The 22,195-nt window shown below is 52.2% G+C and carries 21 protein-coding genes; 6 read left to right on the forward strand and 15 right to left on the reverse strand.

The features are described from left to right. Positions 1 to 2 precede the first annotated feature (2 nt). From napE to PsAD26_RS10145, 3 genes are all read right to left on the reverse strand, one after another. Complete coding sequence (gene napE, locus PsAD26_RS10135; RefSeq protein WP_057462105.1) at positions 3 to 182, reverse strand: periplasmic nitrate reductase, NapE protein; 180 nt, start codon at positions 180 to 182, stop codon at positions 3 to 5. 372 nt (positions 183 to 554) lie between these two features. Beyond that, entirely contained in the window at positions 555 to 3,785 is a 3,231-nt protein-coding gene (locus tag PsAD26_RS10140; RefSeq protein ID WP_063310287.1) for an efflux RND transporter permease subunit, read from the reverse strand. A gap of 3 nt (positions 3,786 to 3,788) precedes the next feature. Next, entirely contained in the window at positions 3,789 to 4,919 is a 1,131-nt protein-coding gene (locus PsAD26_RS10145) for an efflux RND transporter periplasmic adaptor subunit (RefSeq protein WP_063310288.1), read from the reverse strand. Between the two features lie 183 nt (positions 4,920 to 5,102). On the opposite strand from PsAD26_RS10145, the gene PsAD26_RS10150 reads away from it, so the two are divergent. Then, entirely contained in the window at positions 5,103 to 5,684 is a 582-nt protein-coding gene (locus tag PsAD26_RS10150; RefSeq protein ID WP_244278196.1) for a TetR/AcrR family transcriptional regulator, read from the forward strand. Here the strand turns inward: PsAD26_RS10150 and PsAD26_RS10155 are convergent. The 8 genes from PsAD26_RS10155 to PsAD26_RS10190 all read right to left on the reverse strand — a co-directional run bounded on the left by PsAD26_RS10155 (position 5,675) and on the right by PsAD26_RS10190 (position 13,009). Next, positions 5,675 to 6,121, reverse strand: a complete 447-nt coding sequence (locus PsAD26_RS10155) for a PaaI family thioesterase (RefSeq protein WP_063310290.1) — start codon at positions 6,119 to 6,121, stop codon at positions 5,675 to 5,677. The two genes, PsAD26_RS10150 and PsAD26_RS10155, sit on opposite strands and share 10 nt — an antisense overlap. Positions 6,122 to 6,197: 76 nt before the next feature. Next, entirely contained in the window at positions 6,198 to 6,695 is a 498-nt protein-coding gene (locus tag PsAD26_RS10160) for an invasion associated locus B family protein (protein ID WP_208860638.1), read from the reverse strand. Positions 6,696 to 6,713: 18 nt separating this feature from the next. Then, entirely contained in the window at positions 6,714 to 7,919 is a 1,206-nt protein-coding gene (locus tag PsAD26_RS10165; protein ID WP_063310291.1) for a YadA C-terminal domain-containing protein, read from the reverse strand. 558 nt (positions 7,920 to 8,477) lie between these two features. Then, entirely contained in the window at positions 8,478 to 9,371 is an 894-nt protein-coding gene (locus PsAD26_RS10170) for a sugar kinase (protein ID WP_063292963.1), read from the reverse strand. Between the two features lie 57 nt (positions 9,372 to 9,428). Beyond that, the gene (gene fbaA, locus PsAD26_RS10175; protein WP_063310292.1) at positions 9,429 to 10,499 is read right to left on the reverse strand and encodes a class II fructose-bisphosphate aldolase; all 1,071 of its coding nucleotides are present in this window, start codon (positions 10,497 to 10,499) and stop codon (positions 9,429 to 9,431) included. 586 nt (positions 10,500 to 11,085) lie between these two features. Beyond that, complete coding sequence (locus PsAD26_RS10180; RefSeq protein WP_063310293.1) at positions 11,086 to 11,853, reverse strand: hypothetical protein; 768 nt, start codon at positions 11,851 to 11,853, stop codon at positions 11,086 to 11,088. 11 nt (positions 11,854 to 11,864) lie between these two features. Next, positions 11,865 to 12,590 carry a HupE/UreJ family protein gene (locus PsAD26_RS10185; protein ID WP_063310294.1) on the reverse strand — a complete coding sequence of 242 codons (726 nt, stop codon included), beginning with the start codon at positions 12,588 to 12,590 and terminating at the stop codon, positions 11,865 to 11,867. Positions 12,591 to 12,622: 32 nt separating this feature from the next. Further along, positions 12,623 to 13,009, reverse strand: a complete 387-nt coding sequence (locus PsAD26_RS10190; protein ID WP_208981766.1) for a hypothetical protein — start codon at positions 13,007 to 13,009, stop codon at positions 12,623 to 12,625. A 286-nt stretch (positions 13,010 to 13,295) separates the two neighbouring features. On the opposite strand from PsAD26_RS10190, the gene betC reads away from it, so the two are divergent. Next, positions 13,296 to 14,804 (forward strand): choline-sulfatase, encoded by a 1,509-nt coding sequence (betC, locus tag PsAD26_RS10195; RefSeq protein WP_063310295.1) that lies wholly within the window; start codon positions 13,296 to 13,298, stop codon positions 14,802 to 14,804. An 11-nt stretch (positions 14,805 to 14,815) separates the two neighbouring features. Here betC and PsAD26_RS10200 read toward each other — a convergent pair whose 3' ends face one another. Further along, complete coding sequence (locus PsAD26_RS10200) at positions 14,816 to 15,712, reverse strand: LysR family transcriptional regulator (protein WP_063310296.1); 897 nt, start codon at positions 15,710 to 15,712, stop codon at positions 14,816 to 14,818. A 77-nt stretch (positions 15,713 to 15,789) separates the two neighbouring features. Here PsAD26_RS10200 and PsAD26_RS10205 point away from each other — a divergent pair, with 77 nt between their 5' ends. Both PsAD26_RS10205 and add read left to right on the forward strand, forming a co-directional pair. Continuing rightward, on the forward strand, positions 15,790 to 16,716 hold the full coding sequence (locus PsAD26_RS10205) for a nucleoside hydrolase (protein WP_063310297.1): 927 nt from the start codon (positions 15,790 to 15,792) through the stop codon (positions 16,714 to 16,716). Continuing rightward, positions 16,713 to 17,711: an adenosine deaminase gene (add, locus tag PsAD26_RS10210; protein WP_063310298.1), complete on the forward strand. Its 999-nt coding sequence runs from the start codon at positions 16,713 to 16,715 to the stop codon at positions 17,709 to 17,711. The genes PsAD26_RS10205 and add overlap by 4 nt, the downstream gene beginning before the upstream one ends. Here add and PsAD26_RS10215 read toward each other — a convergent pair. Continuing rightward, positions 17,708 to 18,898: an MFS transporter gene (locus tag PsAD26_RS10215; RefSeq protein ID WP_063310299.1), complete on the reverse strand. Its 1,191-nt coding sequence runs from the start codon at positions 18,896 to 18,898 to the stop codon at positions 17,708 to 17,710. The genes add and PsAD26_RS10215 overlap by 4 nt on opposite strands. Positions 18,899 to 19,113: 215 nt before the next feature. On the opposite strand from PsAD26_RS10215, the gene PsAD26_RS10220 reads away from it, so the two are divergent. After that, entirely contained in the window at positions 19,114 to 20,022 is a 909-nt protein-coding gene (locus tag PsAD26_RS10220) for a DMT family transporter (RefSeq protein WP_063310300.1), read from the forward strand. 6 nt (positions 20,023 to 20,028) lie between these two features. Here the strand turns inward: PsAD26_RS10220 and PsAD26_RS10225 are convergent, their stop codons facing one another. Then, a complete protein-coding gene (locus PsAD26_RS10225; protein ID WP_063310301.1) occupies positions 20,029 to 20,994 on the reverse strand; it encodes a D-2-hydroxyacid dehydrogenase in 966 nt (321 codons plus the stop codon). Between the two features lie 4 nt (positions 20,995 to 20,998). Beyond that, positions 20,999 to 21,388, reverse strand: coding sequence for a helix-turn-helix domain-containing protein (locus PsAD26_RS10230; RefSeq protein ID WP_057462073.1), 390 nt, complete (start codon positions 21,386 to 21,388; stop codon positions 20,999 to 21,001). A gap of 260 nt (positions 21,389 to 21,648) precedes the next feature. Between PsAD26_RS10230 and PsAD26_RS10235 the strand changes: the two genes are divergently transcribed. Continuing rightward, a complete protein-coding gene (locus tag PsAD26_RS10235; protein WP_208985615.1) occupies positions 21,649 to 22,188 on the forward strand; it encodes a histidine phosphatase family protein in 540 nt (179 codons plus the stop codon). Positions 22,189 to 22,195: the final 7 nt, after the last annotated feature.

Raw genomic sequence — 22,195 nt, forward strand, 5'->3', positions numbered from 1 at the left:
TCTTAAAAGGACGGTGGGCCAAACAGGATCTGCGACATCCAGATAAGGAAGCCGTATCCGCCAACAGCTGCAGTCATCAGAACTGGCGCAAGAACAACTGCCAGAAACAGGAATGCTACTCTCTCGCGGCCTTTGCTCACTGCTGGAGTGGTGGTCTGGGTATTTTGGCTTAAGCCAGCCATGTGCGTACTCCGTACTAACAGCCGCCTCTTGCAGCTATTTGATTGGAGCAGACACCGTAACGTTATACGTGCCCGCTCGTACGCGCAGGAACTTAGAGTAAATGTAAAAAGCACAAATTGAGTGCAATCAATTCCGGATTAGTAGATTTTTTCTCTTTGAGATTCCGCAATATATAAGTGCATGCTGCATTTCTAATATATAATTTATATTAGAATATTAAAATATTAGAAAATCCAATATTTAAGCGATTTCTTATATGTATTTAATGCTGGAATTCTGCGGATTCACAGTGGGTTAACTAGCAGATTTCGTTAGGGCAGTTCTCTACAAAAAACGGCCTCCGCAAGGGGAGGCCGTGTCGTAAGGTCCGTTTAGGCCTTTTCTAGAGGAAAACCCTCAGGTTTTGTATCTTTGTCATTCTCTGGGGATTTTTCTGAAATCGCGTGTTTTTCCTCTGCTTCCAGGGCCTCTTTTCGCTCCATTTGCGCATATTCCAATGCCTTATCGCGTTTGCCGAAGAGAAATACGCGAATATCTTCCGCAATTGCGACCAGTACTGGAATCAGGATTAAAGTAATAAGCGTCCCGAAAATTTCACCGTACGCCAGAGAGACTGCCGCCGGGATCAGGTACATGGCCTGCTCGGAAGTTTCGCTCATGAGCGGCATCAAACCGGCGACGGTGGTTGCTGTTGTCAGGAAGATCGCCTGGAAGCGATCCATGCCACTGCGCTCCGTTGCTTCTATATGATCTACACCATCCTCACGCAGGTGAAGGTAGTGTGTGACCATGACGAGAGAGTCGTTGACGATCACACCGATCAGCGCCAGCAGGCCGAAGATCGACATCATGCTGAACGGGATGCCCATAATGGCATGGCCGAGGATTGCCCCGACTACTCCAAATGGTACCACGGACATGATGATGAGCGGTTTGAAGTAAGACTTCAGCGGGATCGCTAACAGGACAAAGATGAGGAAACAGGTGATGAGAAGGGCGCGGTTCATATTCCCCTTAACTTCACCCATTTCCTCCAGCTCGCCACCCTGCTTAATTTTAACGCCGGGATACTTCTGTTGTAGTTGGGGCACAACGGAGGTGAAGATATCCTGACCCAGCTCAGCAGGAGCAACGATCTGTTTATTGGTGTCAGCTTCGATTGTGGCGACCTGATCTCCGTTTCTGCGGTACACGTATCCGGGCACATAGCGTGCTTCGATATTGGCAACTGATTGCAGTGTGACCCAGTTGTCGTTGGCACCGCGCAGGCGGGACTGCAACAGGTCCTCAATGGCATCACGGGCGTCCAGCGTGTTGCGAACAATCACGCGAACCTCTGAGTCACCACGCTGGATGCGCTGTGCTTCCCCACCTCCAAACTGGTGCGCCACCTGACTTGCCAACCGCTCTGGCGTAAAGCCAAGATGACGAGCTTCTGATTTTAGTGTCAGGCGAAGTTCTGGCTGACCTGCTTTGAACGTGTCGCGCTGGTTGCTGACACCGGCTCGTTTGCCAAGTTCTGCCATGAGCTCTTCACTCGCCAGCTGCAACTGCTCCGAACTTTCGCCAAACAAACGGATCTTGAACCCGCCACCGATCGCTTCAAAGCCCGAGAAGGTGAGTTTGGAAACACCTTCCAAAGTGCCGGTACGGTCCTGCCAGTCGCGCAGAATGTCACCTGTCTTTGCATCCCCGCGCTCGTCCAACGGGCGAAGCTCTGCATAGATGGTGGCATTTGTGCTGTCGGATACGATGCGGAAGATGTTCTGGAACACACCGCCCACGTCCGGCTGTTGCTCGGCATATTGCCGGTCAACAGCACTTGCGATGTTTTCAATCGTGGAGATGTTGCTCTGCGTCAGCTCAAATGGTGCACGTGGATCCATCTCCATGTTCACCACGATATACTGACCGGGAATTTCCGGAAAGAACACAGAGTGGATTTTGCCCTTCCACATCAGGCCAAAAACAAGCACTGCTACAGAAATGAAGCCAAACAGAACCGCATATCGCTGTCGGATAGCCCATCTAAGCACTGGGAAATAGACCGTATCGCGGAACCAGAACAAGCCACCGCGAGCCACGCTCTGAACCTTGCCCCAGCTGCGGGAGAAGATGTTCTGCTTCTTCTCTTCCAAGGAGATGTATGCGAGGTGAGCAGGCAGGATGAACTTGCTCTCGAACAGAGAGAACAACAACGCCAGAATAACAATGCCTGAGAAGCTGCCGAGGATCTTACCCAGCTCACTGTTCATCAGAAGCATTGGGAAGAATGCCGCTGTTGTTGTCAGTACGCCAAATATCGTCGCAACGGCTACTTTGTGTACGCCCGCAGCCGTGCCTTTGCGTGGGTCTGCATAGCGTTTGCGCTGCTCAAAGACACTTTCACCGACCACCACTGCATCATCGACAAGAATGCCGAGCGCGATGATGAGACCGAATGTTGTGATGTCGTTGAGTGAATAATCCACCCAGCCAGTCGTCGCCACAGCAAATGCACCAGCTAATGAGATTGGAATACCCATAGCGACCCAGAAGGCCAGCTTCATGTTGAGGAACAGCGACAGGATCAACACCACCAAAGCCAGCCCCTGAAATGCGTTGGAGCTGAGAAGGGTCAGGCGATCCTCGATGTAATCACTGGAGTTGCCCCAAATCCCCACCTGTACGCCAGTCGGCAGGGTTGTGCGGAAGTCAGCTATGATGGCCTGCACATCCTCTGAGACATTAATAAGGTTGTCTTTGCGGCCAATCAGAACTTCCAGCCCAACGGACTCTTTGCCGTTGAAGCGTGCTTCCATATCAATGTCAGCAAAGGCGTCTTCCACCTTGGCAATATCACCAAGAGTGGTTGTCGTGCCGTCTTCCCACTCGATGATCGGGATGCGCTCAAAGTCGGCTTTATAATAGGCCTGTGTATCCGCGCGCAAAGAGATGTAGCCGCCCTCTGTCTTCAGCGTTCCGCCCTGGAAGTAAAGAGAAGACTCGCGGATGCGGTTCATGACTTGCTCAGGGGTCAGGTTTAGACGTTCCAGCGTGTACGGTTCTAAACCGATCTTGATCTGCTCGGTCTGCAAACCCCATTGTTTGAGGCGGGAAACCTCCGGGCTGGCCAGCAGCTTGTTGCGCAGCTGACGGGCAATGCGCTGCAAAGTTTTGAAATCCGCATCGCCGTAGACCTGCACAAACATGGCTGGCATATCCATGCTCTCTTTTTCAATGACAGGCCGTTCCGCCTTCTTCGGCAGATTGTAAATGCCATCAATTTTCAAGCGGATGTCATCCAGCAAGGTGGATAGTTTGGTGTCGCTTGTCTTTTGAACGGAGACAACAGACGAACCTGGTTGCGAAATTGAGCTGATGTTTTTGACGCCGCTCAGACCTTCCAACGCCTTTTCCACCTTGCGGGTGATTTGCTTATCAACCTGCTCCGTGTAGCCGTTGGGCAGTTCCGTCGTGATGGTCACAGTATCCGCAGGCAGCTTGGGAAAGCCCTCGATGCGGATGTTCATGAGAGAAGACACCCCGACAATCAGGATGAACGCCATGATGAGGTTTGCTGCGACCGGGTTGCGAATAAACCAGTTTGTGAGCCAGGCCATGTGCTAGTGCCCCGCTGGTGTTGGGGCAACATGCTGACCCGGTAAGAACGCGGCCATCGGCAGCTGAACAACGCGCTTCTCATCAAGGTCTTGCAGTTCATGCGGCATCTTCACAATGATATCTGTATCATCACGGAAAACGACGGAAGCCTCAAAGCGCTGCAGTTCGTCGTTGTTGCTCAGGAACCAGACGAACCCTTCCTGTGTGAGCGCAGTCGCAGGCAATTTCAGGCTGTCGTTGACTGTTTTGCTTTGCAGTTCAACTGTAACGAACTCCCCCGGCAGAACAGAGGTTTCAGGTGATTTCACGATTTCGAGGAAGAGCTGATAACGGCGTGATTTAGGGTCAAGGAAGCCACCACCGCGCTGGATCTTTGCAATCCCGACCAGTTCCTTGTTGGCATTATATATCTTAGCCGGAAATTCCTGCCACGCCTTTTCCAGCAGGTTCCATTGGGTTTGATCCAGAGAGACCGTAATATCCAGTTGCTCAGCATCCAGCAGGGTGAACAGCGTATCGCCGACAGAGATGCTTTGTCCGATACTCACATAGCGTTTGGTGACGAAGCCGCTGAAAGGAGCTTTGATGGTGGTCGCGTTCACATCATACTGTGCGACTTTCACCTTCTGAACGGCTGCCTCCAGCGCTTTTTCTGCAACGCGCAGCTCCGGAATGTGAACAGCCATTTCCGGCGGATCTTCCTTCGGATTCACTGCACGCCAGTTTTTCAGCGCGAGCACATGCTTGTTCTGCTTTTTCTTCAGATTGAATTCTGCTGTTGACTGCTGGTATTTGGCGTCTTCCAGTTGGGCTTCATAAGTGTGCTTTTCCAGCTGCGCCATTGGCTCGTTCTTGGAGACTTTCTTGCCTTCAAGTGCTTGAGGAGCAACGGACAACAGTTTGCCAGAGACCTGAGCCTTTAGATCAGCAGTCCAGCGTGGGCGGACTTCAGCAAAAACAGAAATATGGCCGGTGTTATCGCTTGCCTGTGCAGTCACATAGCTCACCACAGGCAGAACAACTTCATTTTCTCCGATGTCGACATCACTTGTGTCTTCCAGCGAAAGAACATAGGTACCGACAGTTCCCAGTAGCACCAATGCTGCTGACAACCACACAATCCGTTTGGACATTCAGTGCTCCTGAGCAATACGTTTCATAGAGGCAAGTTTCAGAGTTTGGTGAAGGCCTACGGAATGCCCGATTATCGCTGAGTGAATGCCTCGTAATCATCTCTGATCTTGATTTGTGAGACGATTGTGTATCATAATGAGTATATGTGAGACAAGTGCGTCTCATAAAATGAGGGTAAAATAGTGTTGCGTGATAAAAGGGCTGTTAAGTCCCGCCGGGCCCTGATCGAAGCCGGGTTGGCTGAATTGCCAGAAAATCCAATGGCTTCACTAACGGAAATCGCAGAGATAGCCGGGATTGGTCGCGCCACGCTGTACCGACACTTTGCCTCTCGGGAAGCGTTGATTGAAGAAGTCCTGAAGGTCAGCTTTGAGGATATTATTCAGGCGCTGACGCCTATGGAGAAAGAAGGTCTTCGCGGGAAACAAGCGATGATGCGGGCTGTTGAGCTGATGCTCCCGCTTGCGGACCGGCTGCGTTTCCTCTCCTCTTTCTGGCTGGATGGGGAACGCGTTCTGAGCAAAGATCCGCGCTATGCCCTTATGGAGCAAGAGACAATCACTTCGGTTGAACAAGCGAAAGAAGATGGCGACATTCGCAAAGAGCTGCCAACACGATGGGTGATGAACACCTACGATGTGCTGTTGTTTTCTGCCTGGGATATGATCGTGAAAGAAAAGGCGGATATCGGAGAAGTCACGGCATTGCTCATGACGACCTTCTTTGATGGCGTCGGACCAAAGCCCCGCGAGACTCAGGAGTGATCAAGCCGCATCTCGCGCTGTGGTGCGCGTTTGAAAGGGCCAGTGGCCGTTGCAATCAGCTGATCATTCTCGTCAAACAACTCCGCCTCTGCAAAGAGTGTTGATTTGCCGCCTCCAGTTACTTTGCCTTTTGCCACTAATCGTTTGCAGATGGCTGGTGCGAGGAAGTTGACGGTGAGAGACAGCGTTACGAACGGTTGTTTACCTGTGGGATCCACCGTTGCACTGCAAGATCCACCGCAGGCATTATCCAACAACATGGTCACAATCGCCCCATGTACCACTCCACTGCGATTGGCAAACCGGGCATCAGTATCCAACGCACAGATTGCCGTGCCTTCCTTTGGGAAAAGCTCCAGCTCATATCCGATAAACCGCTGAAATTCGGTCTCATCGCGAATGGATATGGAATTGTCGGTGTTGGATGAGTATGTCACGGCTGCCTAGCTCCTCCCACAGGTGCAAGGCATATCAATAACTTACTCCTCCCAAGAAATCCAATTGGCCTTCTGGCTACGGTGTCAGCATTTCCATGCGCTTGTGGAATGCGTTCCAGTTACGGGTGAAGCCGATCAGGGAGTAATTGAGAGCCAGCTGCTTCCGATCACCTGCCTTGCGCACGAGGATCGACATCTTGTCTCCCCGCTTCAGAAAATCCACCACCGTCTGGTTTGCAGTAAAGGCAGCTTCGCAGCCATCAGGATTGCAGGTGATCAGCTTGGCCTGAATGATCGCGGCTTCGTCAATGCCAATGTTGATGCCACTTGGGATGTGAATACCGAGCGGCAGCTTCAAAATGCCTGCATACGTGGTGGCGTTGAGTTTGCGAAACGCGATGTTGTTAAACAAGGTTCCGTTTTGAAGTCGGATCTCCGCGTACATCTGGCATTGTTGTCGGCTGCATTGAACAGACCATTCCTCTTTTGCCTGAGCTGAGGAAGGTGCGAGAACACCCCCGCCATGGAAAACCATGGCGAAGGCAACGAAGAAAAATGAAAGAAGTCGGCTCATGTGCCTCTCCTTGAAAACTTAGAATGAGAAACCAAGACCCGCGCCAGCGGCGACGTTGTCGTCAAAGTCGGTTGCGACGGAGGCGGTGATCGCCATGTTGTCCATTGGCATGAAGGCAGCTTTCATAGAACCTGCAGACTTGCCTTTGAAGTGCCCGAAACCACCGGAAAGAGACAGGCCGTTGTAACCGCCCTGAATGATCGGTGCGTTGGCAATTGCGATTGCCATGGCAACACCGGACTGCAGCTCATCAACGTCCTCTTCCAATGAAACGATGCGGGAGCTATTGTCAGAAATAGCTGCGCTGTTGGCAGTAATACGCTCAGCATTGCTGTTGACTGCTGCCACAACACTGTTACGGGCTGTGCCAGTAAAGGTAGAGTTCAGATCAGCCAGAGAGCCTACCTTCTCGTTCAGCTTAGTCACAGCCGAAACGACAGTGGTGTCTGCCGGAGTTGGTGCCTGCAGATCGCTTGGCAGTGTGCTGATGTCGCCAATCTTAGCATCTACCGCGTTGAAGGATGCCAGAATGCCATTCGCCAGACCTTCGCCGCTTTCCAATGCCTGAGCCGTTGCGCGGCCAGATGCATTGGCGCCATTGGCCGTGGCGAAGGTGCTGTAGTTCTCGTGTGGCAACTGCTCCGCCGCGTAGTTGTCTACTGCAGTATCAAGCGTGCCTAGATCTGCCGCCATATTTGCAGGCAGAGCACCACTTGTGAAGTCACCCGCCACTGGATCTGTCGGAGCATCCATGGTGATCTCTTCGCCAGCAGCTGCTTTTGCCTCTACGTGGTCCAGATAGGCTTTCCACTCGGTTTTGGCTGTTGTGCCATCTTTGAGCGCAGCTTCAATATCGCGGACTTCCTCCAGAGGTGTGCCTGTGTTGTTCTTCAGCGGATCTTTAACGCCATTAGAGATTGCCGCTGGTGCTGTTGTCTGCACTGTTCCAAACAGGGTCTGAAAGTCGGAAATAGTTTGGCTGTTACTAGCAATATCTGCAGCGTTACCTTTGATTTCATTTGCGAAAATGCGATCAACGTCTGCGCTGTCGGCAATACTGGTTTGCGATGTCTCATCAAAGGCTGTTGTAGCGTTGTCTGAGGAGCCTGTGTAATGAGTCACCACATCGCTGCCATCTGTGGAGATGGTGATTGTGCCTGCGTGTGCCATGCCTGCACTCGCCAGCAAGGCGACCAAAGCACATGAATATTTGAGATGAGTCATAGTATAAACCCTGTTTTAAACAATAGAAACTGAGCTAAATACTGCTGCCGGAAACTGTGTAATTGGCATGCAGAAATTGTTCTGTCGCGTCAGGCGAGCAGTTGTTTGTATGTAATTTGTGTTTGTGTGAAAGAAGCCTGAGATCAATTGGCTTCATCATGTGCTTACTTATATTCTCTGGAACTCTCGAAGAATATTAGTGAAACTGAGCCCGTAATATTTAAAGGGGTTATATTTGAGGAATAAGAAGCCTCAGATATCTGGGTTTTCATTGGCGTGATCCTGCGGGAATTGTCTGCAGGCCAGTGCGTTCCCTCTTTTCTGGTCCGCCTGAATCTAGGGGGTATAGCTGACAATAACTAAGGGGAGCAGGTTCGGGTCCTTAGTATTGCGCGTAAAAAGGCAAATAAAAACCCCGCCTCATAAAGAGACGGGGCTTTTTGAGTGTGCGAGCGCCACATGAACATGTGCCCTATGTGGGGCCTATTATTATTTTTGTTCGTTCTTATTGTTTTTATTTGGCTCTAAATGGCTTCACCTATGGCAAAGCCGCATAGATTAGTCGCTCGCAGGAAAGTTTTTCTGCACGTTGTCCAGATCAAGGACGGTTGGCAGAGAGGCCTCGTTGCCGAGGAACTGAATGGCGTGTGCGGAAGCCGCACGAGCCAGTTTGAAATGGTCTTCCCAGGTTCCCTGAGGGTCCGCCAGGTAGCCGTAAACATAAGCGCCGTGGAAGGTATCACCCGCACCGTTGGTGTCGATGACGCGTTCTTTTGGCACTTTCAGAGCTGGCAGACGCTTGATCGGGCACTTGTCTTCGTACCAGAGCAGGCCTTTTTCGCCCTGAGTGACACCGCCGACCTTCACGCCTTTGGCACGCAGGTATTCCAGTGTGTCTTCCGGGGATTTTTCCAGCTGTTCACAGAACAACTCAGAAACGATGGCTACATCAATGTAGTCGAGCAGTTCCTCGGTGTTCTCACGAACAGCACCACCATCCAGAGACGTCAGGATGCCATGCTTGCGGCACAACTTTGCGTAATGCAGAGCAGCGTGTGGGATGTGGCCGTCTACGTGCAGCGCCTGGCAACCTGCGAGGTTAAGTTCAGGAACCGGATGCAGGAAGTCGTTGTCGCGACAGCGCACGATGGCACGTTTGCCGTCCTTAGGCATGATGAAGGAGAGGGAGCTTTCCTTTACCTTAGCGCCGTGGATCGGAATGGAATACTTGGCCGCCATATCGCGGAACATGCGAGACAGCCAGTCGTCTGCCATGGAGCACAGCAGGTCAGGTGAGATGCCCAGCTTTGCGCAGACGAAAGCCGCGGTGACAGCGTTGCCACCAAAGCTGACAGCGTAATCCTGCGCAATTGCCTTCTCATCACCTTCCGGCATGGTCTCTGACAAAAAGGTCACGTCAATATAGGACTGGCCAATAAATAGCGCTTTCATCCTGTACTCCATTAAAGTCCAGGCCACACCCCCAACGTGTGGCCTGTGAGGTCATTCTTACTGCGCCAGGGATTTACCTGTGCTGCGAAGGTCTTCAAAGGCTTCTGTCAAACGAGTGACAATTCCTTTTTCACCTTCACGCAGCAATTTGCGCGGATCGTAGACCTTCTTATAAGGGACACCGGTCTCTGGGTCGATCTGGTGTTTGAACGCATTTGGCGTTTCGAACACATAAGCGCCCGCCTGTTCGGAGAATGCGAACTGGGTGTCGGTGTCGATGTTCATTTTGAACACACCGTAGCCCAGGCTTTCTGCGATTTTTGCTTTTTCAGAGCCGGAACCACCGTGGAACACGAGTGGCAGTGGGTTTTCACCCAGACCGTGGGTTTCGCGAACCAGTTTCTGGCTTTCACGAAGAATCTCAGGGCGCAGCTTCACATTGCCTGGCTTGTACACGCCGTGCACATTGCCGAAGGATGCCGCCACAGAGAAGTGACCCAATGGGTCGAGGCGATTGTACGCTTCCAGCACGTCTTCTGGCTGGGTGTACAGTTTCGGGTTGTCAGATCCGATGTCATCGTCGGAACCAACGCCATCTTCTTCACCACCGGTGCAGCCGAGTTCAATCTCAAGGCTCATCTGCAGTGGAGCCATGCGCTTCAGCAGGCGTTCACTTTCAGACAGGTTGTCTTCCAGAGTTTCCTCAGAAAGGTCCAGCATGTGAGACGTGAAGAGTGGGCGACCATTTGCACGGAAGTAGTCTTCACCGTGCGAGATAAGAGCTTCCAGCCAAGGCACCAGCTTACGGTTTGCGTGGTCTGTGTGGAGCACAACGCAAACACCGTAGTGTTTTGCCAGCAGGTGCACGTGTTGGGCTGCGGAAACCGCGCCAAGAACACGGGCCTGGAAGCTATCCGGCATGGCTGCTCCAGCATAAAACTGTGCGCCGCCGTTTGAGAGCTGTACGATTACGTCGGATTTGTTGGCTGCTGCAGCTTCGAGCACTGCGTTGATTGAGTTGGAGCCAACTGCGTTTACTGCTGGAAGAGCGTACTGCCCTTCACGTGCTGCCTGAATGAGGGTTTTGTATTCTTCGCCAAAAATGACGCCTGGACGCAGCTTCGTCACCTTAAAGGTCTCCCGATCGCATGTTGAGTGAGTAAAAAGCGAAGCCCGGGAGGAGGGAACGCTGTCTATAACAGCAGGGAACGGACTTCGCTTTTACTCATGTGGTTCGGTTGTTACGTACCAGCTAAAAGGGGGTATAGCTGGCAGTAAGGCCCCGGATTAGGCTTGCCGAGGGTGGCGGCAAACCTTGCAGGTGAAAAACTTTTCACCGGGTGCAAAAAGATTTGAAGGGAAAGTGCATCGAAACGCGTTGGAATGAAATAAGTAGGAATACGTAGTTGATGCAATCGCACGAAAGCGTGGTTTGACCACGTTATAACGATTTAAAAATCCCTCAAATGACAAATCACAAACTAACTGAGGGGAACGTGCGGGTTAGTTGCAATATTATGAGTACCAAAGCGCTTTTGCGAGACATATATCAGTATTACCTTGAGTAATAGGTATTGAAACCCATGACAGATTGTCGCCGAATATTGTGCGCTCAAGGGGAAAACCCGGGTGATTTTTCGGTTTTGCAGGCATTTTGCCGGGACAATATAGAAAAACCACCCGAATTGACGATTAGGTCAACTTGATGAGTCGCTTACTTTACTCGTTTAAACGACTCGTATTCTCCGCGTGTCTGCAGAGATAATGTGACAGGGCTGTTAGTTCTGTTGCGCCAGAACCAGCCATGGTTGCCATCAAATGCCGCTGTGATCTGTCCTTCATCTTGCGGTACACCGCGCCCTTTCACGTAGGAAATGGAGCGGCCTCCACCATCGCCGTGTGTGTCGAAGTTCAATGTGCCTCCGTTTGCCGTCCAGCGAAACGCTGCGCTCTTGCCTGCTTTCATCACCAGCTTCACCTCAACACCCTGACCGGGATCAAGTTGAATGGTGGTTTGATCGCTTTTGATCGCAGGTGTTGGGGCAACAGGTTGAACCGCGGGTACCGCAGCAACAGTTTTCGCCGGCGCTACGGCTTTTGCTTCAACTCGGCGGGACGTGGCAGTCACACGTTCGCGCAACTGCTGTTTCAGCATCACCTCAGCCAGTTTACGTTCAATCTCGTCAACGCGGTTGTTCAGTTCGGGAGAAACCGCTGCCACTGGTTGGGTGGAGGTTGTCGATGCAGGAGCTGCAGTCGCAGCTGCATCGGCTGCACTTTCCTCTGCCAGCTGGGTTTTGATCTCACCCATCTCTGTCAGGCCCAGAACGCGGCCCATGCCGGTGGCATCTACCCCATATTCAGAGGGCAGGATAGCCACGGTGAGAAGAGCCAGAGCAGACAACGCTGCGATAATGGTGGAGCGTTTCAGCTGCGCGGAAGTTGGTAGCTCAGAGCGCTTTGGTGGAGTTGTATTATGCATAGTGCCTCACATTAAAAAGATAGAATGAGGCCCGTGAGCTGGTATCCTACCAACGCAAAGCCTGCTGTCATCATGGTGGTGTTCAGGGAATAGGCGTAGCGCCAGAAGGTCTGCGTGCGCCGCCAATAGCCCATGACAATGAGAATGCCGCTCAAGGCCAGTAACTGACCCAGCTCGACGCCCATATTGAAGGCGATGAGGTTTGGCACCAGACCATCCGGTGAGATCTCGTATTCGAGGATCTTGGTGGACAGCCCAAAGCCATGAAAGAACCCGAAGACCAGTGTGGTGAGGCGGGTGTTGGGCTGATACTTAAACCAGACCCGGAAGGCACCCATATTATCAAGCGCTTTGTAGACCACTGAGAAACCAATGATGGCGTCAATGATGTAGGCGTTGATGCCAATGTTGAAGTAGACCCCGAGCAACATCGTGGTGGAGTGGCCGATTGCGAACAAGCTCACATAAACGCCGATGTCTTTGGTCTTGTAGAGGAAAAACACGATCCCAAGCAGGAACAGGATGTGATCATACCCCGTGACCATGTGCTTGGCCCCCAAATACATGAAGGGGATGATATTGATCCCGGAGATCTCTTGAATATAGCCCTTGTCACCGGTCGCGATGCCATGGGCTGCCGCAGGCAACGTGAGCGCCAGCAACAGGATGCAGGAAAGCAGCAGCAAACGCGCGGGCGTCCACCGCTCAGCGCCTGCGCGCTGAAGAGGAAATGTCATGGAAAATCCATCTGTAGTTTATAGGATTGGTGCTACAGAAGGAATGGTCGGGGAGGGCGCTCCAGCCTTGAAGCTAGGTCATATCGCAAGCTTTTGACGGGCTGCGCTACATGCTTGCCAACCTCAGCAGAAATCACAGGACGCGTGAAATGTGCTTCAGCTGGTGCTTCATGAGAATGATCAGCAGAATTATGTCCGTGCAGATGTCCGGAGATTTGCAGGTCATCTTCAAACGCGTCGTGGCTGTGGCCTGCTTCCTGATCATGCGTGTCCGCAACCACATGCTGCTGATAGGTGGTTTGTGCCAGAGCACCCAGATCATGCGAGGGCGTTGGCCGGCCCATGACAGAAAACACGAGCATCAGAGTGATGCACGTGAGCAGGGCAGATCTCAGCAATGTCACAACACGAAACGGCATGCAGCTGTCGGTCAACTCTCAAACATGGAATGCGCTGAATAGTCAGAGGACTATGGCAATACCATGGACCTTGGCAGAGAAAAAGACAGGAAAGTTGAGTGCCTTGGAAAACCCCTGTTGTCGCTGCAGCTTACCAACGTTTCCCGTATTCATCGTCTGACTGACGTTGTATGCATAGGGGGTATTACTGACTCGCGTTTCAGTTCTTGCGCTTTGCGATGATGCCAGAGCGCAGGTGATTGAGCGTGCAGGTCACTCCTTCTCACCAGATTTCAGCCGGTACCCAATGAGCAAACCAAACATTCTGATATTTATGGTCGATCAGTTGAACGGAACTCTGTTTCCTGATGGTCCGGCTGATTGGCTGCATGCGCCGAACCTTAAGAAGCTGGCGGAGCGTTCGACACGCTTCAAGAATGCCTATACGGCGTCTCCGCTGTGTGCGCCGGGGCGGGCCTCGTTTATGTCAGGTCAGTTGCCAAGTGCGACTGGTGTTTATGATAATGCGGCAGAGTTTGCATCCTCCTTGCCGACGTATGCGCATCACCTGCGCCGGGCAGGGTATCAGACCTGTTTATCGGGTAAGATGCACTTTGTTGGCCCCGATCAGCTTCATGGATTTGAAGAGCGGCTGACCACAGATGTTTATCCGCCTGACTTTGGTTGGACGCCTGACTATCGCAAGCCTGGTGAGCGGATTGACTGGTGGTATCACAACATGGGGTCTGTGACTGGATCTGGCACCGCCGAGATTACCAATCAGCTGGAATATGATGATGAGGTCGCGTACAACGCCACGCGTAAGGTCTATGATCTGGCGCGGGGCAATGATGAGCGGCCATGGTGCCTGACGGTATCATTCACTCATCCGCATGATCCTTATGTGGCACGGAAGAAATATTGGGATCTCTATGAGGAATGTGAGCATCTTCTGCCAGAGGTTCCTGCAATGCCTTACGAGGAGCACGATGCGCATTCAAAGCGTATCTTTGATGCCAATGACTGGCGTTCCTTTGATATCAAAGAGGAAGACATCCGCCGATCTCGCCGCGCTTATTTTGCGAATATCTCGTATATCGACGATAAAATCGGTGAGGTGATGACTGCGTTGGAGAGCACGAGGCAAGAAGCGATCATCCTGTTTGTCTCAGACCATGGCGATATGCTGGGTGAGCGCGGTTTGTGGTTCAAGATGTCGTTCTTCGAAGGGTCAGCACGTGTGCCGCTGATGATTTCAGCTCCGCAAATGGAGGCTGGGTTGGTCACGACACCCGTCAGCAACATTGATGTGTGCCCGACGCTGTGTGATCTGGCTGGCATCAGTATGGCAGAGGTGATGCCGTGGACCACTGGAGAAACGCTGGTTGGACTGGGTCAGGGGGGAACGCGCACCTCTCCCGTTGCGATGGAATATGCTGCAGAAGCTTCTTATGCACCTATGGTGTCACTGCGAGAAGGCCGTTGGAAGTTCAACAAATGCCTGTTGGATGAAGATCAGCTCTTTGATCTGGAAGCTGACCCGCATGAGCTTCACAATCTGGCTCAAAGCCCCGAATATCAAAGGTTCGCAGACGAGTTCCGTACAAAAGCCGCTGCGCGTTGGGACCTGGAACGTTTTGATGAGGATGTCCGTGCCAGTCAGGCGCGCAGGTGGGTCGTTTATGAAGCGCTTCGTCAGGGTGGACATTACCCTTGGGATTACCAGCCCCTGCAAAAAGCCTCCGAACGCTACATGCGCAACCACATGGACCTGAATGTCTTGGAAGAAAGCCAGCGGTATCCGCGGGGGGACTGACTTCGGCGCTATCAAGCCAGCGCGAACATCCCCTGTAAAACGCTTCCCACACGATGAAAGTCTGGGTCCAGCTCGGTCTCCAGCGGGGCAATGACGAAATAAGCGCCTTTGCGTTGGTGAAAACCGAAGGGGGCATAAAGGCGGTTGTTCTCAATAGCTTCTGTAACAAGAGGTCGGGGTGCGATTGTGGGGCCGAGGCTAGCTTCGGCTCCCTGAAGGACAAGGTACATCTCGTCGAAGTAGATTGTGTTGTCGGCTGGCTCCAGCGAAACGCCGCTTTCTTCCGCCCAACTTTCCCAGATGTGTGGTCTGTCTTTTGAGATCAGTCGGTTGTAGCGCGTAAGGGCGCAAGCAGGGTTATGTGTCTCTGGTGAAAGAAGCAAAGGAGAGATCACTAGACCAAACTCTTCATCAGCAAGCTTCAGAAGCGTATTGGGCACATCGGGTACTTCCTCAATGCGTAGGCTAAGGGAATAAGAGGCATCGACGGTGCCGCGATGAGTGTCATCTGCCACGAACTGCAACGGACGGTCGCCAATGGCTTCTTGAATGAGATGGGCATTCGGGATGATCACGCGCAGCAAACTGGTAGAGGGGGCCGCTAGTACGAAAGGTTTGCTTGCCAGATCATGAGAAAAACTCTGCTCGGCCTGTCTCAGTAAAGCAAAGGCGCTCCGTGTTTCCTGAAACAACTTTTCTCCGGCTGGTGTCGATAGGTTGCGGCGCGAAACGCGGGTGAACAACTTCGTTCCCAACTCGGCTTCCAGTGCTTTGATGTGTTTGCTGACAGCACCTTCCGTCACGCACAGTTCGTCCGCCGCTGCTGCTATGTTTCCGCATCTCACTGTCGCCTCAAAAGCTCTGAGAGAGGGGAGGCGGCCCAGTAAGTTTACTTTCCTATCACTCAAGTCAGAATCCTAAATATTCGATTATCAAGAGGATTATAGCAGCCTAATACTCAACTAAGAAAGTATAGGAGGCAATTTTGAATAAACTCTGGATTGATACTGATACAGCATCGGATGATGCGGTTGCGCTGATGATTGTCATGTCCTTGGTGCCTGAAAAGATTGCAGGAATTAGCACGGTTGCTGGCAACGTGCCGGTGCACCTGTCCTCTCGCAATGCCTCCTATACTGCGCGACTGTGTGAGTTTGAGACCGTCATTCATGAAGGCGTCGCCAGCCCGTTGTTAAGACCGCTTAAGACTGCTCAGTACATCCATGGTGAAGATGGTATGGGAGATATCGGATTGGATCTGGGAACGCCTAACTTATCTGGTGTTCCTGCAGCGGTTGCTCTGGTGGAAGCAGCTCGTATGAATAAAGGAGAGCTGGAGGTTGTCACGCTTGGCCCGCTGACCAACATTGCACTTGCTCTGAAGCTGGATCCTGATTTTGCGAGCAATATCGCCAAGTTGACCATCATGGGTGGTACTGGTGATTGCTACGGCAATGTTACGCCGGTCTCAGAATACAATATCTGGGCTGACCCGGAAGCCGCAGATATTGTGTTTCGCTCGCCTATTCCTAAGGTCATGATTGGGTGGGATATCTCTCGGAAATATGCGAGTGTTTCTGATCAAGAAGCTGAGGAACTGCTCGCTCTTGATACTGCGAAAGCTCGGGTTGCGGTTCATTCGCAAAAGGTGCTTCGCGTATTCTGCGCCTCCACATCAGGCGTGAATGGTTTTGATCTGCCAGACCCTATCGCATTGGCCGCTGCCATCAATCCTTATGTGATCACGGAGGCAAAGCCTTATGCGGTGAGTGTGGTTTGTCAGGACGGTCCTGCCAGAGGGTTGACTATCCTGAATGACAGGCATTGCCAGGACACACCAAAAACAACGAGAGTAGCGCAAACTGCAAACAGAACCGTGTTCTGGCAGATGCTGACGGAGGCTCTGAAATGAGCAGCAACTTGCTTTCCATGCCCAAGGTGGAGCTACATACGCATATTGATTGCAGCTTGGATTTTGGGACTGCCGCTCGTTTGAAGCCTGGTATGAGTTTTGAGGATTATCAGGAGGCTTTCATTGCACCGGAAAAATGCACAGACCTCTTGCAGTTTCTTACGTGCATTGACCCCGCTTTGGTGTTGTTGCAAACAAAGTTTGCTCTGCAAATCGGTGTTGACGGAATGATCCGCCAGTTGGCTGCAGACCACGTTGTTTATGCAGAAATCCGCTTCGCACCGCACTTGCACACCCGTATTGGTCTGAGAACGGAAGAGGTCGTGGAGACAATTCTTGGCCAGATGTTTGAAAGTAGTGAACGTGAGGAGATCTATTGCCGCCTGATTCTTTGCACTCTACGCCACTTCAACGAAGAGCAAAGCTTTGAGGTCGCAGACCTCGTTGCACGTTATCAAACGCAAGGTGTTGTGGCGTTAGACCTGGCGGCGGATGAGGCCAACTTTCCCCTTGATGAACATACCAATGCCTTCCGCCGGGCCAACACGCTGGGGCTGAATACAATCGCGCATGCGGGCGAAGCACGTGGGGCTGACAGCGTGCTGGAAACATTGGACAAGCTTTCCGTCAGCCGTATCGGGCATGGGGTGCGTTCGGTTGAAGATTCTCGGGTTTTGGAACGTTTGATAAAGGATGACATCCATTTGGAGGTCTGCCCCAGCTGCAATATTCAGACGGGGATCTTCCCACGGTTGAAGGACCACAGCCTCGCGCAGTTGAAAGATGCAGGTGTTAAACTCAGCCTCAATACAGATGCCCGGGCGACCACCAATGTTTCCCTTACTCAAGAATATGAGCGTGTGCAGAAAGCTCTCAACTGGACTGAGCAAGACCTGATCACAAGCTCTCAATTGGCTATCAGAGCCAGTTTTGCTCCAGACGACATCAAACGGAGCGTCCAGCAAAAGTTGGAGGCTTACACGGTGAAAGCTTAAGCTTCAACCTCGCTGAGTTCCAGCATTTGTGTAGAAGCAAGTACTGCGTGTAGTTGCAGCAAGAGAAGCCCGAAGCAACTGATGGCGAAGACGAACCAGTAGTAGTTTGCTGCGGGGAACCCCACGATGAGCAGGGAGAGCAGGAAGCCGAAGAGGGTTCGCTGGATGTAGGTCAGGGAGCTGATGACGGAGAGGTAGCTGCCAAAAATATCTTTTTCAACCATGCTCATAATGTAGGTGTTGAAGGCAACACGCTCAGCTGATCCCATTGCGCCAAGGAGCCCCGCGCAAATCACAATAGTCGGGAAGTTCGGAAACAGGCTGATTGTGAGCAGTGCAAGACTGAAAATCGCCAGGCAGGCGCGCATGATCATTATGGCGGATCCGGTGGAAACGATCCGGCTGATGAGGAAGCCGGAGAGTGCTGCGCCTAAGCCATAGGAGATGGAGAGTTTTGCAAGGGCTGAGACATCCAGTTTGAGCACACTGCTTAGATAAATGGGGTGCACAATGTTGAGCATCATGACGGTAACGAATGTAATGTTGGCGCAAACCCCAAGCAGTACCAAGTCCTTTCGTTTGAGGATACTGCGGAAAACGGCGCGCGAGACGCGTGCGCGGGCTGGCCTTGCTTGCTGCGTGTATGGAATGAAGCACAGCAGAATTGCGGAGAGAAGCATCAGGCCGCCGTTCAGTTGCAGCAGGAACTGGAAGTCGCTGCTCTTGACGGCATAAATCATCAGCAAGCCCACGACAAAACTGGAAACCTGCATCTCCACTTGCATCCAGCCGTTTACTTTTCCGCGCTCATCTTCCGCAAAAACTTCCTGAATGAAGGCTGTCAGAGCGTTGTAAAAAAACAGAAAGAAAACCTGCGAGGCGAAGTAGAACACACTCAAACTGGCGACTTTAAGAAATGAATTGCCATAGGCGACGGATGCAATCTGTAAGACAATCGCCATCATCACGATGCAAACCATCAGGGTTGAACGTCGTGAAAATCTGTCCACCACTCTGCCGGAGACCGGTGCCAGAAAGATCAGTAAAGCAGTGGCATAGGTTGCTGTGAAGGCGAGAACTTTCTCACCACCAAGCGTCTCCGATAGTTCCCAGGGGACGACGGTTAGCGCGATCCCCATAGCAATGGATGCAATAAAATTCGAGAACGTTAAAACAACAAGCTTCATCCGAATATCCCCCCGGCTTCAATGGAGCATATTTAGAAAGTAAAAACTATCTTTATTTGATAAAAATGATATTTCACACTAAAATATGACCCGAATAATTGTTCTATATTTCTCAATAGTAAGTGAGTTTGCGGACTGTTCAGCCTCAAGAAACCTATGGAGTCTATAGGCCCCTGTCCCTTATGCTGGATGTGTTGGGTTGAGGATATATCAAAATGGAACTTTGGATTCCGATCACCATTGCAGCGGCGTTTAGCCAGAACTTGCGTTCAGCGCTGCAAAAGCACCTAAAAGGTAAAATCGGAACCACCGGAGCCACGTTTATCCGTTTTGGCTTTGGTTTCCCCATCGCAGTGCTTTATCTTGCGGTGATCCTCAAGATAACTGGAGAGTCTGTTCCTGACGTGGGAACCACCTTCTACTGGGCTGCCGCATTTGGCGGCTTAGCGCAGATTATTGCCACCTTCTTGCTCGTGCACCTGTTCTCCTATCGGAATTTTGCGGTCGGCACGGCGTATTCCAAAACAGAACCGGTTCAGGCTGCGTTGTTTGGCTTCATCTTACTGGGAGAGCAATTAACACCGCTCGGCATGGGCGCGATTGCGTTGGGGATCATCGGCGTGTTGTTCATCAGCTTTGGCAAGCAACGTCCATCGGGTTCTATGGTGCTGTCTACGCTGGTTGGTAAGCCAGCGTTGATTGGCTTGGCGTCAGCTGCATTCTTTGGGGCATCGGCTGCGTTCTACCGCACAGCTTCACTCTCCGTTGAAGCCGATTCCTTCTTGCTGCAGGCGGCATTCACGCTGGTGTGTGTGACGGCCTTTCAGACCGTTGTCATGGGCAGTTGGATGACCGTGACGTGTCCTGCAGAGTTACGTGCAGCAATACGAAACTGGCGCTTGTCAGGTCTGGTCGGGCTTGCGGGCATTGCCGGGTCCATCGGCTGGTTTACGGCAATGACGTTGCAGCAAGTGGCGTATGTGCGCGCGCTAGCTCAGATTGAGCTGGTGTTTACGCTGGCCGCATCCTGGATGTTCTTCCGTGAGAAGATTACGCCGGTTGAGCTGGCAGGGTGCGTGCTTGTTGCCCTTGGTGGCGTCGGTATTGTTATTGCTGCCAGCTAAAGGGCTTTAACTGCCTGTACGACCAACAGCGTTGGTTGGCGTACCCTTTTGGAAGCTTTCCATATGAGAGATCAGCTGATCCCACAGGGCCTGCATGGCTTCTTCTGAAGCCCAGGCCACATGTGGGGTTACGATCACGTTTGGCCGCTCCAGAATGCTGAGCAGGGGATTATCCTCCTGCGGTGGTTCTGTGGTGAGCACATCAAATCCCGTTGCTGCGATTTGCTGCTTGTCGAGCGCCTGAACCAGTGCAGCTTCATCCACCAGTCCGCCACGAGAGGTGTTGATGAGGATTGGCTTTTGAGGCATCGCCTCGAACTCAGGCGTGGAGATGATACCGCGTGTTTCTGGAGTTAGCGGCGTGTGCAGGGAGATGACATCGCTGGTCGTGATCACCTCTTGCCAGGCAGTGTAGCCAACGCGGACCTCTGTCGCTCCCTTGCGCTCGGCAAATACAACGTCCATGCCCAGAGCTTCGCCGATCCGCGCGGTGCCCTTGCCCAATGTACCTGATCCGATGATGCCCAGGCGCGAGCCGGACAGATCTTTGATCGGGTGGTTGAAGAAGCAGAATTTGCCTGACTTCTGCCATTCACCGTTGATCACGTCTTCACGGTAACCCACCAGCGAACGACGCAGAGCGAAGATGAGAGCGAAAGCATGTTCCGGAACGGTGTTGACCGCGTAACCGCGTACGTTGGACACCACGATGCCCTGCTCGTCACAAGTTGCGATGTCCACCTTGTCATAACCGGTTGCCGCAATGCAGATCAGCTTCAGGTCCGGCAACTGCTTCAGCACGTCGGCTGAAAGAGGCACCTTGTTGGTGATGCAGATCTGAACCCCGTGCAGCTTCTCCAGCACTTCCTTAGGAGAGGTGTTGTCATACTCCACCCAGTCATGCGGGAAAGATGGTTTTGAGATGCGGACGCTTGGTCCAATGGTGCTGCGGTCCAGAAAAGCAATCTTCATATGGTTACCCAGAAAATGTTGGAAGCAATGCGTCAAAGATGGAGGATGGTTCAGCGCTCTCATCATCCACGCCATTGCGGGCCTGCCCCCAATCGCTCAAGGCATTGAGAACCGGAATAAGCGAAAGGCCGTCCTTGGTCAGCGAATATTCCACGCGCACGGGCACTTCAGCAAACACCTCACGGCGAACGATGAAGTGCTCTTCCAGTTCTCGAAGAGAACGGGTGAGCATCCTGTCGGAGGCGCCGGGCATTAGTTTCTTCAACTCGGAAAAACGCTTGGAACCGGTTACGAGATGGTAGAGCAGGATCGGTTTCCACTTGCCGCCGATGATTGCTACGGTGGTGGCGACTGCTTCTATTGAGCCGATATGAGCTGCACTGTCACTTGTCATTTTTGCTTACACGCTTGTTCGTATCACTCGTCATGCGGGTAGGACGCACACTTACAGGTGCTATATCAGCTTTTAATCAAAATCAAACGAAGTTTCAGTGAGCTAGAGCTGAATATGCTCAGCCTAACAGTTAGCCTTGCGTAAGGCTTGAGCCCTCTCAAAACGCGCTGGACACGCCTTCAGGTTCCCGCCAATATCTGGAGCTTCGATTTATATGAATTGAGTTGGATGGTCTTTTGGCGAGATACCCGGAAATTTTCGTGCTTCGGCATGGTCAAACAGAATGGAACGTAGCGGGCAGATTTCAGGGGCACCAGAATTCTCCACTTACGGAGAAGGGCAAAGAGCAAGCTCTGCTGCAAAACAAGCTGCTCTCAGGTGTTGAAGCCCTGCCGTCTACTGCGTTCGTTAGCCCTCAACCCCGCACAGTGCACACGGCGCAGTTGGCACTGGGGCCAGAGATTGAGCAGAAGCTGGATGATCGATTGAAAGAAATCAACTTCGGCGCTTGGGAAGGGCTGACCAAGCAGGAAGTAAAAAATCTGGTCGGAGATGACTACGAAAGCGGCCTCTGGCATTTTCAGAGCCCGCAGGGTGAAACCTTTGAGGCGATCTCAGGTCGCGTTCAGCACTTTCTGGAGGAGCTGACTGAGCCTGCCGTTGTTGTCACACACGGCATCACCTCCATCATCCTGCGCGGGCTTTATATGGGGCTCAATACACTGGAACTCCTGCAACTCCCCCGCAAACAAGGCTGCATCTATCACCTTTCCAACGGGTCAGAGCAGGTGCTGGAATAAGACCCTG

This window comes from Pseudovibrio sp. Ad26, from assembly GCF_001623285.1.
GTDB lineage: Bacteria > Pseudomonadota > Alphaproteobacteria > Rhizobiales > Stappiaceae > Pseudovibrio > Pseudovibrio ascidiaceicola.

Excerpts from the sequence above, each read along its gene's own strand:
- PsAD26_RS10180 (WP_063310293.1), bottom strand. The coding sequence starts at position 11,853 with ATGCATAATACAACTCCACCAAAGCGCTCTGAGCTACCAACTTCCGCG.
- PsAD26_RS10165 (WP_063310291.1), bottom strand. The coding sequence starts at position 7,919 with ATGACTCATCTCAAATATTCATGTGCTTTGGTCGCCTTGCTGGCGAGT.
- PsAD26_RS10220 (WP_063310300.1), top strand. The coding sequence starts at position 19,114 with ATGGAACTTTGGATTCCGATCACCATTGCAGCGGCGTTTAGCCAGAAC.
- napE (WP_057462105.1), bottom strand. The coding sequence starts at position 182 with ATGGCTGGCTTAAGCCAAAATACCCAGACCACCACTCCAGCAGTGAGC.
- PsAD26_RS10160 (WP_208860638.1), bottom strand. The coding sequence starts at position 6,695 with ATGAGCCGACTTCTTTCATTTTTCTTCGTTGCCTTCGCCATGGTTTTC.
- PsAD26_RS10170 (WP_063292963.1), bottom strand. The coding sequence starts at position 9,371 with ATGAAAGCGCTATTTATTGGCCAGTCCTATATTGACGTGACCTTTTTG.
- PsAD26_RS10225 (WP_063310301.1), bottom strand. The coding sequence starts at position 20,994 with ATGAAGATTGCTTTTCTGGACCGCAGCACCATTGGACCAAGCGTCCGC.
- PsAD26_RS10230 (WP_057462073.1), bottom strand. The coding sequence starts at position 21,388 with ATGACAAGTGACAGTGCAGCTCATATCGGCTCAATAGAAGCAGTCGCC.
- PsAD26_RS10185 (WP_063310294.1), bottom strand. The coding sequence starts at position 12,590 with ATGACATTTCCTCTTCAGCGCGCAGGCGCTGAGCGGTGGACGCCCGCG.
- betC (WP_063310295.1), top strand. The coding sequence starts at position 13,296 with ATGAGCAAACCAAACATTCTGATATTTATGGTCGATCAGTTGAACGGA.
- add (WP_063310298.1), top strand. The coding sequence starts at position 16,713 with ATGAGCAGCAACTTGCTTTCCATGCCCAAGGTGGAGCTACATACGCAT.
- PsAD26_RS10145 (WP_063310288.1), bottom strand. The coding sequence starts at position 4,919 with ATGTCCAAACGGATTGTGTGGTTGTCAGCAGCATTGGTGCTACTGGGA.
- PsAD26_RS10215 (WP_063310299.1), bottom strand. The coding sequence starts at position 18,898 with ATGAAGCTTGTTGTTTTAACGTTCTCGAATTTTATTGCATCCATTGCT.
- PsAD26_RS10140 (WP_063310287.1), bottom strand. The coding sequence starts at position 3,785 with ATGGCCTGGCTCACAAACTGGTTTATTCGCAACCCGGTCGCAGCAAAC.
- PsAD26_RS10190 (WP_208981766.1), bottom strand. The coding sequence starts at position 13,009 with ATGCCGTTTCGTGTTGTGACATTGCTGAGATCTGCCCTGCTCACGTGC.